Consider the following 12868-nt stretch of genomic DNA (forward strand, 5'->3'; position numbering starts at 1 on the left):
TCAGTCTTTTTCTTTAGTATTCATCGTTATTGATTTCCAAGACTTCTGGGAAAAGCGAGAGCAGGTATTCGCGCGGCCCAATCTGGTAGTCAAACGTAACATGGATGGGGAAGATCTCTTCATGATCCTTAAGTTTCAAATGCAAGTGGCGTTGGTCAAGCCGTACTTTGATGCCCAGCTCCACGGCTTCACGCAACAAAGACTGCAGACTGGTAGAGCATTTGCCTTTCAGTGCTGCCAACGGCTCGGTATATTCAGCAATCCGTTTGCGATCGGCCATAGCGGTTGCTAAGCCAAATTCTAAAAGATCGCCTTGCGGACTGATGTGATCAAGTAATTGGCCACTTAGCGTCAATAGAGGATTTTCCAAACGTTGTTCAGCCAGTTTAAGACTCTTGGTGTATTTATCCGGCAAGGCTAGTTCGGAAGCAGTAGCGTGCATCTGCTCAAGCAGCGGGGTGGCCAACGTTTTGACCCAGGCAAACATTTCGGCGGGATGCTGCAAGGCGATTTGTTCATTGCGCTGGTCAGCAAGTCTTAATTGTTCAGAAAGTTTTTCAGGAAGCGGCTGCAACAGAGCATTGATTAAAAAGAGTTCCAAGAAATTCAATGCCGCTGGACTGACGCGGGCGGGGGAAAATGGATCCAGGTCAAACGAGCGGAATTCCAATCGTTCGGCACCATTTTTTCGCAGGTCGTCCAAACTGTCGCCACGTCCCTTTAAGCGAACGGGACCATAAAATTCATGCGGTGAGAAAAATTGATGGTGATCGATGCGTTCCTCTAGCTGAGCAAGCTGTTCTTCAAACGAGTCATACGTGATCGTTTCGTCTTTTTGATTGGCATAGCCATATGAGCTGCTGCGAAGGCTGCGGACGGGGAACAGCAGATCTTGCGGCAGATTGCTTGGCAGATTGCCAGCAACCGGACTGGCCCCAAAAAAGTAGGTAAACAGCCAGCGCCACAACACAAAACTCTGGGCCAGCTTGAAGTTTAAAGCATTCTTAAAGTCGGCCAACGTGGCGAAGTCCTCATTAAAACCATGGTCCCACAGTGATTGCACCAGGGTTTGGTTGATGCTGTAGTTGACGTGGACACCGGTAAAAATCTCACGGGCCGTCCCATATTTTTGCTGCAGATAGTCGTGGTATTCAGCCATCCAAAAACGGGTGTTGAATGAACCGGCAAAGTCTAGGTCATCTTTAGAAAAGACAGGCGCAATGCTTAGTGGCCAGATAATCTCGTCTGCTTGGAGATGATCAGTGACCAGCTGCTGGAGCATTTCAAGATTGGCTAGATTCTCATTGGTGCCCTGTGTTGGTGTTCCAGCGAGCTCCAGCATGTTGTCGGCAAAATCAGTTTTTAAATATGGATTATGTCGCCTTGACAAAAAATCGGCTGGGTAAGGGTAGCGGCTGATGCGACCGTCCTTTAGCAGGCGATGTTCTTCCAGCTCTAATCCCATGTAGTTTTTCGCTAACAGACTGCTTAGCTCGTTTTCGGCGATGATTTGACTTAACTTGCTCATAATGCTTCCCCCATATCAATAAATGGATGTTCGGAGATATTATAACGAAAAAACCGATTCTGTCTAATTATTTATTCATCATATTTTAAATAAATTGGTTGGCTGCGATGAACGACAAACTAAGCTGTCTTGCCATTACAGATCGTGACAGGCAACACGACGGATTTAACGTCTTGACCATTGATGCGCGCCTGCAGCAGCTGAACCGCCAGATCAGCCATTTCATCGATCGGTTGCTGAATCGTGGTCAGTCCCGGTAAAAGCAGGCGCGTAACGTTGCCGCCATCGTAGCCGACAATCTTTAGGTCTTCAGGGATTCGCTTACCGTATTCACTTGCCAGATTAATGATGGTGCTGGCATCCGTATCGTTAGCGGCAAAAATACCATCGACTTCGGGATGCTCTTCAAAGATGCGGCGGAAAACCCGTTCCTTATCAATGGTACTGATATTAAAGTCCAAATGGTAGGTAATAGCCGGCAGATTGTTTTTGGCCATCAGATGCTCATATGCTTCGCGTCGTTTTTGTGTTGGCGTGTCCAATCCAAGCGGGCCATTGGTGTGGATGATATGGCGACAGCCGTCATCCAATAGGCGCTGGGTAGCAAGCAGACCGCCCTGGTAGTTGTCTGAAGAAACCACTGGAATATTTTTGCCGACGACCTGATCAATGGCCACGACTGGCAGATCGGCATGCTGATAGCCGATCAGGCCACGATTTTGAGTTCCAACGATCAGACCATCGACTTGGTGCGTCAATAACTGTTGGAGATAGTTTTCTTCTTTAGCGGGGTCGTTTTGACTGTTGCCGATCAAAACCTTATAGCCATTGCGATAAAGCTGACGTTCCATTTCCGCTTCCAGCTGACTGAAAAAAGGATTGTCAACGGTAGGAAAAATCATGCCGACCAGATCCGTTCGCTGCTTATATAGCTGACGAGCGATGATATTGGGACGATAATCCAATTCATGCATCGCTTTTTGGACCTTGGCAATTGTTTTTTCGCTTAAGTAGCCGCGATGATTCAAGACGCGCGAGACAGTGGTCTTGGAAACGCCCGCCGCGGCAGCTACGTCTTCTAATTTAGGCCGATGATTGGTTTCCATATTAGGCATTCCTCCATTATTCGTAAAATCGCTTAATGTTCATGTTACACGTTTTCATGAATAAAAGCCATTCGCGAGCGGATATTTGCGATCGGCCAATTAAATAATTACTGACAACCGGTTGACAGTAGTAACGGTAAGCGTTAACATGATAAAGAACAAAAGGGTGAAAACGCTTAAAAATAACATTCAACAAGGATTCAGAGGTGACCATTTATGTTGTTGGGAAGCATTGAGGCTGGCGGGACAAAGTTTGTATGTGCAGTGGGGAACGAAGACTATCGCATCGTGGACAGTACCAAGTTTCCGACGACGACGCCCGCGAAAACCCTGCAAAAATGTATTGACTACTTTAAGCAATTTGATGATCTGCAGGCGATTTCGATTGCTTCGTTTGGCCCTATCGAGATTCGGCGCAATTCGCCAAAGTACGGCTATATTACCAACACGCCCAAATCAGGCTGGGCCAATACTGATTTTGTTGGGACGCTGAAAAAAGTCTTTAACGTACCAATTGCCTGGACGACTGACGTCAACGGATCAGCATATGGCGAATACGTCCTATCAACGCTTTTTAACCAGCGGCTGCGTTCTTTAGTCTACTTTACGATTGGAACCGGTGTTGGCGGCGGGGCAGTTGTGGATGGTCATTTTCTTGGCGATCTTGGACATCCAGAAATGGGGCACATTCGCGTCAAACGCCATCCTGATGATCTTGATTTTAAGGGCATCTGTCCGTTCCATGGCGACTGTCTGGAAGGTCTGGTCAGTGGGCCGACCTTTGAGGCACGAACTGGAAAAAAGGGTCAAGACGTGCCGCTTGATGACCATGTCTGGGACATTATGGCATATTACGTGGCGCAGGCTGCTCTTGATACGACTTTGATGATGCGGCCAGGTAAGATCATTTTTGGTGGTGGTGTGGTCAGTGAGCCATTCCTGGGAAAGGTGCGGGATCAATTCGCCAAGCTTTTGGATAATTACGTTGAAGTAGGCGATCTAAAGGACTACATCACGATGCCATTAGCAAAGAACAATGGCTCAGCGACGATTGGCAACTTTGCGCTGGCATTGAAGGCCATTCTTGAATAAATAAACATAACGTTTCGTAAAGATACTCCAGCAACCCTGAATGTTGGAGTATTTTTGTTTTTTCGAAAATCCAATAATGATATTATTACTCATTAGAAAGGTTGAAAAGGTTTAAAGGACGGAGGAAACGTTGAATGAAAAAAATAATTGTTCGTGCTGACGATCTAGGATACTCATGTGCCGTCAACTACGGAATCTATGAGGCAACGCATCGTGGCATCGTTAATAACGTCTCGCTGATGGTCAATCTACCATTCAGCGAGCATGGCTGGGAGCTGTTAAAAAACGAACCAGACACTGATGTTGGCCTCCATGTCGTAATCTGTGCGGGGAAACCGTTGAGCGATCCAAAACTGGTATCGAGTCTGGTGCAGGAAGATGGGAGCTTTAAGCGTTCGCAGGTCTATCACGATGCTTTTGAACAGGGAAAAGATATTGTTGATTACGAAGACGCGGTCAGAGAAGTCGAGGCTCAATACGAATGTTTCGTGGAAATGACCAAGCGTGAGCCGGACTATCTGGCAGGTCACACGGTACTAAGCCTTAATTTTATTCGAGCGCTGCGTGACGTGGCCAGTGAGCATCAGATTCCATATTTAAGCTTTGACGTTGAGCATGAGGTTGAATTTCAAGGCCAGAAACTGACGCCGTTTATGGAAGATTTCAGTTTGGACTATGATCCAGTGGCAACGCTGGCGCACGTGCTTTCGGCAGCTGATAAGCGTCCACATGTGATCCCTGAACTGATTTTGCACCCTGGTTTTTTGGATCAGTTTATTCTGCAGCATTCACATCTGGTCTATCCAAGAACGCTGGATGTTGAGATGGCAACCAGTGGTCAGGCAATCGAAATGATCGAGCGCCATGACGTGCAATTGGTACGTTATTCCGAGTTGGCAGACTCAGCCAAGCATGATTAGGCCAAAAATGATATTAAAAGGCCAGCAGGCAAATCAGCTTGCTGGCCTTTGTTATTTGAAATCAAAAAATCCCGACCCTAAAATCGGATCAAGATTGACTCAATTATCTAGAACTTGAATTCAGGGAACCAGATCCCGATTTCGCGAGTAGCACCTTCAACAGTGTCAGACGTGTGAATGACGTTACGTAAAACGCCATCAGGCCATTCGCGACCAAAGTCACCACGAATCGTTCCCCATTCGGCTTGCCCAGGGTTGGTAGCCCCAGCCATGTTGTGGATAGCCTCAACGACATTGGTTCCGGAAACCACCATACCAACGATTGGTCCTTCCATCATGTAGGTCAGGATTTCAGGCCAGAATGGCTTATCGGTCTTGTCGTAATAGTGACGCTCCAACTCGTCTTTAGTAGCATTGATCATCTTCAACGCTTCAATCCGGTAGCCTTTGCGTTCAATTCGCGTGATGATGTCGCCAATGTGACGCGTCTTGACGCCATCGGGTTTTACTAAAACCAAAGTGTATTCATCTTCGACCATGTTAGCGGCCTCCCTTTAACAATGTATGCTATTAGGATATCATATTGACTATTTTTGTCAAGAAATCGTTTTCAAAACAAATAATTGGCGATAATTCATAAAATGATGATAACTATTTGATATAAAGAACCCGATTTCATAAAGCCAAGCCTAAATCCTTGCAAAAAACAATGGAATCAGTAAAATTAAACCGACATAGTTAGTTAGAGAAGCTTAACCAATTCGGCAAATTGGTTATTAAATGATTAGATGATTGGTACAAGAGAGTTAAGATAAGGCGCTAGCGGCAGTATGATTGCCGACGTATTGAGGATCCGACGTTCAAAAGCAGAGCGTGGGATCCTTTTATTTTGTAGTTCAGTAAATCGTAAAAAACATTATCGCTAAATAATTTGCCAGCCTAAAAATCTGATTGGAGCTGATCAAATATTCATCATTAGCTTGGCATGCTTAACGGCTAACTGTTTGAATTCTTAAGCAGGAATGAGCAAGCAGCTGTTTTTTTGCAGATTTTTGGCAGAATTGATATGATCCGCAACCAATGTTATCAACTATAATAAAAGTAAACCATGCGGAAGGTGAGACTATGACAAATATATTGATGATGTCTGACGGCTGGGGGCTGTTTTGCCTTTTAGTCCTGGGATTATTTTTAATGCTGACGGTTGGCTTTATGTGGGGCGATTTTTGTCGGCGCATGCGTCGTCATCGTCTTGACGTACTGTCACAGCGCCATCCGATTTCTTGGCGGATTCTGCCTTTGGATTCACCCGAAGCGCTGCGGGGTCTGCGAATCTTCAATGGCTTTCATAAAACGCTTGAGTCGGCTAGCGAGTATCTGGCCCATAACAACCGCGATGCTGCTAAAGGGGTGATGGATCAGTACATGACGCCGCTGGAAGCAAAGGCCTTTTTGCAAGAATGCGAACAGCGTGTGTATGAAAGTCGGCGTGAATTGGATATGCAATTGGACCTGATTCGCTGTCGTGAGGTTAAGCTGGAAGGACAGCGGACGATTTTTGAGCTGACCACGCGCCAAAACGGTCATGAGCAGCGTCCTGATGGCAAGCCGGTCGCAGTTAGCTATGAACGAGTTGATACGTTCGTTTGGGATGAGACACATGAAAAAATGCTGCGAATCTGGCGTGGGGGAGCGACTGGTCAGGAGCTGGAAGTCTGGATTTCGCAATTCGTCTATCCATATGGCAAGTACTGGCGGAATATGCGCAATGCAGCGCTGGCTGTTGCCGTACTGCTGATCGTAGCAGCGTTTGCGATTGGCGTATGCTTTGGCAGCTGGCCGATCAAGAGCTGGGAGCCGATTGTCTGGGCGTGCATCATGCTTTACGTTGGCTTAGGCTTGCTGTTCTCGCCACTGATCAGCTCTGATCGTGATGCCGCAGCCGAAGAGTATGTACGTTACCTAAAACGATAGTAATAAATAACTATACAATTTGTTAGGTAATGTTAAATAAATAGATGATTGGTTTCGATTTGTCCTTAAATATCGTATAATTGTCAAAACTGGTAGTCAGTTGACAATGTCAAAAAAGAGGCTGGGAATTAACCCAACCTCTTAACTATTTTATGGATAATAATGCCTCAGCGCAGTAGCTGGCTGGCAGGTTAAATGCTGATAAATCAGTATTTGACCGACCTAGCCATCCTTGCGGAGGTTCGAAGACAAACTCCGAAAATCGGTCGCAAGCTGATTTTCGGAGTTTTTTCTCACTCTCTTTTTACTTGGTTTCATTTTCCTGTGCCAGACGATCAATCAGCTGCAGATCATCAGAAAAGAAGCGCTGATAAGCGATATAGCATGAGCAGACTGATCCCAGACTGGTTGCTGATAGTAGCATGAAAACAACCATAATCTGATATTTAATGGCATAGACTGGATCGACCCCAGCAAAAATCAGTCCTGACATCATCCCTGGCAGACTGACGATGCCATAAGTCTTGGCTGAGTCGATGGTTGGCTGCATACCGGTTTTGATACAGGCCCTAACGATATCGCCGCTGGCTTGAAATGCCGTTGCCCCTAAGGCAAGACGCTCCTCAACAGCTTGGTGCATGTCGTGAAACTTGGTCTTCATTTGGCGGTAGCAAAGCCCGATGGCAACCATTGAATTGGAGGCAATCATTCCAGAAATTGGCACAATCTGTGAAGGGATAAACTTAATGGCACCTGACCAGACTAGTCCACCCATGGTAACGCCGGTACTGATCAAAATTGCCAAAAACGAAGGCCAGAATAGATTGGGGATGCCACTGCCACGTCCAGCAGCGTTACGGGCAGCATTGAAAATAATGATTAAAACCATGGCGCCGGTAACCCAGACGTTATCCAGGGCAAAGATGTACTTTAGAATATAGCCGACAATCGTTAGCTGTACGATTGCCCGGACAACGCTGATGATCATGTCACGATTCAATCCCAGCTTTTGGCGATACGAGATAAGCAGGGCGATTAACACCAGTCCGGCTGCATAAAGCAGGCTGACGTTATTGACGTGAACGCTATTCATGAATTTGACCTCCCTTGATCGTAACGATTTTTTCAGCTTGTGCCAGTTCTTCTTGATCGTGCGTGATCGCCAGAATAGTTCCTTTTTGGCGATAATTATCAATTAATCGATGGACGATCTGCTTGTTTTCGGCATCCAAGCCAGTTGTTACCTCATCCAAAAGCAAGACGTCTGGTTCAAACATCAAATTGCGAATCAAGGCAATCCGCTGTTTTTCACCGCCAGACAGGCTGGCTATATTTTTTGAAAGGTAGTCGGCAGGCAGGTTGACCTGATCTAAAAGTGCGTGTTGCCTTTCTTGATCAGGTACTTGATTGCGAATCTGGAAAGGAAAATTCAAATTATCAGCAACCGTTTCGCCAAATAAGACCGGTTGCTGAAAACAATAGGAAACGTGGCGTCGATAATCCTGGGGTGGAATTAAAAAGGCATCGCGTTCGTTGTATAAGAGCTTGCCGCTGCTGGGCGTCAAAAGGCGAGCACAGATTTTAAGAATAGTACTTTTCCCTGCACCAGATGGTCCGGCCAAAGTGATGAAGGATCCCTTAGGAATGCTGAGATTAATATCCTTTAACAGTGTTTTTCCCCGGATGATCAGACTGATCTGATGCAGCGTTAAAACATCGGTCATTATAGTTCACCTCAACTGTTAATTAAGTATGGTTTCATTTTAACGGTTCGCACTTAGCCGCTCAATAAATTGAACCTGTAGGCGCTGTCAGTTTTCTGATATAATGAAAGACAAACGACAGATAAAGCTTTGGGGGAGAATCATGCGAAAAACAATCAATAAGAGTACCGGCGAAATGCCGATCAGTCTCAATCAAAAGCCTTTGGGACCATTGCAGGAGCTGGACCATGATCCTAGCGGCTATGATCATGTCTACGTGCGGGCATTTTCTGGTATCGAATTTGTTATTTTAATCAGCGTCATTATCTTATGCCTGTTTTATCGCTTTGGGCTGGCGCTGGCCGTATTGCTTGGTGGCTTGCTGTTTTATCAAAAGGTCGGCATTCGCGATCCCAAAACCGGTCAGTCATGGGTGGTTTCGCGTCGGCAGTGGCACCAGTACTGTCAATATAATGGCATCGACTGGAAAAGATGGCGTGAACAGAGCCAGGCTGCGTCGGTTGCCAAACATATTAAGCAACGTCAATCAGAGCAGCAATAGTGAGATGAGGTGTTAGAATGCTGCAGTCAATGAACGTAATGGTTTATGTTGATGATGTCGAAAAAGTAGCGGCCTTTTTTGAACAAGCTGCTGGGACACCACGGGCTGATGAAAAAACGCTGATTGATGGTTCAAAGACGATCACGGTCCCAATTCTGCCGGAAGCCAGCCTCCAGTTTTACAGTCGCGCCTTCATTCAAAAATACTCGCCAGAAGTGATGCTCAATTCGCCTTCTATCATGTTTTATGTTGATGATCTGGCCTCAGCCCATGCAAGGTTGCTGCAGATGGGGGCTACGGTCAATGAAATCGTTTTGGTCGGTAATCAGCAAACGTTTAATTTTGCTGATCCAGAAGGCAACTGGTATGCTGTCGCCGAAAAAAACGTCTAGTGGGCTGTCGAAAAATTGATGGCAGTTTTTCAGAAAGCGGACTTTGCTAGACAGAATTGATGGTCAGCAGATTTAATCAAGCAATGCAGTTTCATTTTTTAAAACAATTCATCCGTACAAATATTTATCCGCTGCGTTATAATTAAAGTACTAATTAATATAGGGGATGGAGACATGGGAAAAAATAAGCTGCCGCTGCAAAGCGAGGCTACAATGGAATATGATCGAGTATTTGAACGCTTGATACCAGTTGGGTAGTTCTTCTTTTTAATGCTGGCGATTGCATTTGCACTGTTCATGCAGTTTGCATTAGCCGCCGTACTGTTGGTGCTGGGATTATTATGTGGCATTCGCATTTCAATTCGCGATCCTAAGACAGGCAGATCATGGAGCGTACCGCGCCAAAATTGGCAGCATTATTGTGAATATAATCAAATCGGTCACAGTCTCAAACAACAAATGAATATATCGGCAATTGCTGCAGCGATTAAGCAGCGTCAAACACGTTAAGTAAAAAATCGCATCGACTAATAGCCGGTGCGATTTTATTTTATCCGTATCTATTTAATCAAGAATGCCTATGGGACTGCTTTTTGGGTGGCAGCAGCCAGCAGATCAGATTCATCACGACAATGATTGCTAATACGATAATCAGACCAATCCAAAATGCCTTGGCCGGGTGAAATGCACTTAACAGAATCGTCAGCATGATAATCACCTTCCTTAAAGCAGCTCGCCAAAGTGACGAATATAAGCTTTTTTAATACTGGTAGCCAGAATCATATAGCACAGCACGCATGGAATCAGATACCAGAAATAGCTGCCTGGTAAAGCAACAAATCCCAATGCCCGACCAATCGCAGTAAATGGAATCAAGGTAGCTAAGGCGATGCCGATCGTAGAGAGCAAAATCAGCTCAGCTGAGGCGCGACTCTGAATAAATGGAATCTTGGGTGTCCGAATCATATGGATAACCATGGTCTGACTCCACATCGATTCAACGAACCAGCCGGCCTGAAACATTCCCACGTATTTAAGCTGCATGGCTGCCAGAGCCGCACCGGTAAAGTGGGCGGGCAGATCGGTATATAAAATGCCATGTGAAACAAATAATGGACAAAAGACAAAGTACATAAACAGATAAGTCGTCAAGTCAAAGACAGAGCTGGTTGGTCCCATCCAGATCATGAAGCTGCCGATTGAAGAAGCATCCCATTCACGCGGTACTTTTAGATAGTCGGCATCAACATTGTCCCATGGGATCGCCGTGCAGCAGCAGATGAATGCTTTTCATCGGTAAGAATGGCAGGAGGGCTGCAGCAATTAAAACGGAGAAGATGTTCCCAAAGTTGGAAGAAGCAGTCATCTTGATGTATTTAATCATGTTGGCATACGTCTTGCGACCTTCTACGATTCCGCGTTCCAAAATCATCAAGTCTTTTTGCAGCAAGATGACATCAGCTGATTCCTTGGCCACGTCAACGGCATTGTCGACCGAGATACCAATATCGGCGGCTTTCATGGCTTCAGCGTCATTGATACCATCGCCCATGTAGGCAACAGTATGCCCCTTAGCACGTAAAGTAGAAACAATGCGCGACTTCTGATCGGGAGTCAGCTTGGCAAAAACCTGTGTTTGTTCAACTTGATCAGCCAGTTCTTGATCCGACATTTTGACTAAATCCTCGCCCAACAATAGGTGTGATACGGACATGCCGACTTCTTGACAGACCGTGGCCGTAACCTTGTCGTTGTCACCAGTTAGAATTTTGGTTGTTACGCCATGTTCCAAAAGGGCTTTTAAGGCACGACCCGTTGATTCCTTAGGTGGATCGAGAAAGGCCAGATAGCCCATCAGTACCATGTCTTTTTCATCCTTGGCGCTCAAGACGTCGACCGGTGCCGGATCAGTCTTTTGGGCCAGAATCAAAACACGAAAGCCCTTGTTGTTCAGTCGATCTACCATGTCCATGACTTGTTTTTGCAACGCTGGCGTCAGTGGCTGAATACCGGCTTTGGTTTCGGCATAGCTGCAGATAGAAAGCATTTCTTCAACCGCGCCTTTGGTTACCATCTGGCGCTTGCCATTGGGATCTTTGACAACGATGCTGAGTCGGCGCCGCTTAAAATCAAACGGAATCTCATCGACCTTAACGTAGTCATCTTCCAGATCCTGCAGCTCGGGATGTGATTCGGTATCCTCAGCCTTGGCGATGATGGCTTTGTCCATGACGTTTTTATAACCGGTTTGAAAATAGCTGTTTAAAAAAGCATGTCTTAAAATACGATCATCGGATTGACCATCGATATTCCAGTAACAGTCCAAAACGATCTTATCCTGCGTCAACGTCCCAGTTTTATCGGTACAAAGAATATCGGCAGCCCCGAAATCTTGAATCGAATTGAGATTCTTGACGATCGTCTTCTTTTGGCTCATGGCAATTGCGCCCTTGGCCAGGCAGGTGGTAACGATCATTGGCAGCATTTCCGGCGTTAGACCGACTGCTGTCGAGATCCCAAACAAGAAAGCCTCCAGCCAGTCATGCTTGGTTAGACCGTTGATGAAAAATACCAATGGCACCATGACCAGCATGAAACGAATCAGTACCCAGCTGACGGAATTAACGCCTTTGGTAAAGTTGGTTTCGATCTTTTCTTTAGAAACGGCGCCAGCCATTGAGCCAAACATGGTATTAGAGCCGACCTCAATTACCAGCCCAAGACCGCTGCCGGAAATGACATTGCTGCCCATCAAGGCGATATTTTCATAATCGGTAATCTGCGGTTTTTTCACCTCATCGGCCGCGCTTTTTTCTACGGGACGACTCTCGCCAGTCAGCTCAGATCGATTAACGAATAAGTCGGTATTTTCCAAGATTCTTAAATCAGCCGGAATCATGTTGCCCGCGGAAAGATGGACGATATCGCCAACCACGACGTCATTGAGATCGATGTCTTTTTCTTGACCATTGCGCGTTACGGTGCAGGTAGTCTTGATCATTGCCAAAAGCTTGGCCGTTGCATTGCCGCTGCGGTATTCCTGAACAAAGCGCAGTATACCGGAGATCATGATCATCGTAACGATAATAACGACCGTCGCACAGCTGAAGTTGGCCGGCTTGCTCCCAAATAATGAAAAATAGGGAAAGATCATGTCGGTAAACGTTGAGACAATGGCCAAAATCAAGAGAATGGCCGTAAATGGATTGACAAAGGCGCTGATCAGCCGCTTGCCGATTGACTGCTGCTTTTGCTGCTGGACTTTGTTGGCACCAAATTGCTTACGGCTTTGGGTTACCTGTGAGTCGCTCAAGCCTTGCCTACTGGTGTTGAAATGTTTTAAAAGCTCAGCTGCCGAGTGCGTGGCGGCGTAGTCAACGCGGACCTGGCGAGCTTTTTGTGCCGCAGCTTGCTGTTGGTCAGCTACAGTCTGCTGTTTTTGACTGCTCATCATTAAAACCCCCTTGTTTAATGAAGATCCTGCACATCCCATTTCGTCTTCATTTTAGCGCAATTTTAGCAAGCGGTTTCAATCGAAAATGAATAAATAGACAGTTATGCCAGATTGTATCGCTTTATTCATGACTGCTG

General features: G+C 46.0%; 12 protein-coding genes and 1 pseudogene. 6 read left to right on the forward strand and 7 right to left on the reverse strand.

What is annotated here, in order from left to right; genetic code table 11:
• Nucleotides 1-13: 13 nt before the first annotated feature.
• Nucleotides 14-1528, reverse strand: a complete 1515-nt coding sequence (locus HF864_RS03290; protein WP_169461690.1) for a glutamate--cysteine ligase — start codon at nt 1526-1528, stop codon at nt 14-16.
• Nucleotides 1529-1647: 119 nt separating this feature from the next.
• On the reverse strand, nt 1648-2634 hold the full coding sequence (locus HF864_RS03295) for a LacI family DNA-binding transcriptional regulator (protein ID WP_169461691.1): 987 nt from the start codon (nt 2632-2634) through the stop codon (nt 1648-1650).
• 216 nt (nt 2635-2850) lie between these two features.
• Between HF864_RS03295 and scrK the strand changes: the two genes are divergently transcribed.
• On the forward strand, nt 2851-3726 hold the full coding sequence (gene scrK / locus HF864_RS03300) for a fructokinase ScrK (RefSeq protein ID WP_169461692.1): 876 nt from the start codon (nt 2851-2853) through the stop codon (nt 3724-3726).
• A 134-nt stretch (nt 3727-3860) separates the two neighbouring features.
• Nucleotides 3861-4646 (forward strand): ChbG/HpnK family deacetylase, encoded by a 786-nt coding sequence (locus HF864_RS03305; RefSeq protein ID WP_169461693.1) that lies wholly within the window; start codon nt 3861-3863, stop codon nt 4644-4646.
• Nucleotides 4647-4753: 107 nt separating this feature from the next.
• Here the strand turns inward: HF864_RS03305 and ndk are convergent, their stop codons facing one another.
• Nucleotides 4754-5185 (reverse strand): nucleoside-diphosphate kinase, encoded by a 432-nt coding sequence (ndk, locus tag HF864_RS03310; protein ID WP_169461694.1) that lies wholly within the window; start codon nt 5183-5185, stop codon nt 4754-4756.
• A 586-nt stretch (nt 5186-5771) separates the two neighbouring features.
• Here ndk and HF864_RS03315 point away from each other — a divergent pair.
• Nucleotides 5772-6620, forward strand: a complete 849-nt coding sequence (locus tag HF864_RS03315; protein WP_169461695.1) for a hypothetical protein — start codon at nt 5772-5774, stop codon at nt 6618-6620.
• A 304-nt stretch (nt 6621-6924) separates the two neighbouring features.
• Here HF864_RS03315 and fetB read toward each other — a convergent pair whose 3' ends face one another.
• Both fetB and HF864_RS03325 read right to left on the reverse strand, forming a co-directional pair.
• Entirely contained in the window at nt 6925-7713 is a 789-nt protein-coding gene (gene fetB / locus HF864_RS03320; RefSeq protein ID WP_169461696.1) for an iron export ABC transporter permease subunit FetB, read from the reverse strand.
• Nucleotides 7706-8344: an ATP-binding cassette domain-containing protein gene (locus HF864_RS03325; RefSeq protein ID WP_169461697.1), complete on the reverse strand. Its 639-nt coding sequence runs from the start codon at nt 8342-8344 to the stop codon at nt 7706-7708. The genes fetB and HF864_RS03325 overlap by 8 nt, the downstream gene beginning before the upstream one ends.
• A gap of 142 nt (nt 8345-8486) precedes the next feature.
• Here HF864_RS03325 and HF864_RS03330 point away from each other — a divergent pair, with 142 nt between their 5' ends.
• The 3 genes from HF864_RS03330 to HF864_RS03340 all read left to right on the forward strand — a co-directional run bounded on the left by HF864_RS03330 (nt 8487) and on the right by HF864_RS03340 (nt 9787).
• Nucleotides 8487-8885, forward strand: a complete 399-nt coding sequence (locus HF864_RS03330; RefSeq protein WP_169461698.1) for a hypothetical protein — start codon at nt 8487-8489, stop codon at nt 8883-8885.
• 17 nt (nt 8886-8902) lie between these two features.
• On the forward strand, nt 8903-9277 hold the full coding sequence (locus HF864_RS03335) for a VOC family protein (RefSeq protein WP_169461699.1): 375 nt from the start codon (nt 8903-8905) through the stop codon (nt 9275-9277).
• Between the two features lie 270 nt (nt 9278-9547).
• Nucleotides 9548-9787: a hypothetical protein gene (locus HF864_RS03340; protein ID WP_169461700.1), complete on the forward strand. Its 240-nt coding sequence runs from the start codon at nt 9548-9550 to the stop codon at nt 9785-9787.
• Between the two features lie 58 nt (nt 9788-9845).
• Here HF864_RS03340 and HF864_RS03345 read toward each other — a convergent pair whose 3' ends face one another.
• Complete coding sequence (locus HF864_RS03345) at nt 9846-9986, reverse strand: hypothetical protein (RefSeq protein ID WP_169461701.1); 141 nt, start codon at nt 9984-9986, stop codon at nt 9846-9848.
• A 14-nt stretch (nt 9987-10000) separates the two neighbouring features.
• Nucleotides 10001-12731, reverse strand: a pseudogene (mgtA, locus tag HF864_RS03350) (magnesium-translocating P-type ATPase).
• Between the last annotated feature and the right edge of the window lie 137 nt (nt 12732-12868).

It is taken from the genome of Lactobacillus sp. MRS-253-APC-2B (assembly GCF_012843675.1).
Classification (GTDB): Bacteria; Bacillota; Bacilli; order Lactobacillales; family Lactobacillaceae; genus Limosilactobacillus; species Limosilactobacillus pulli.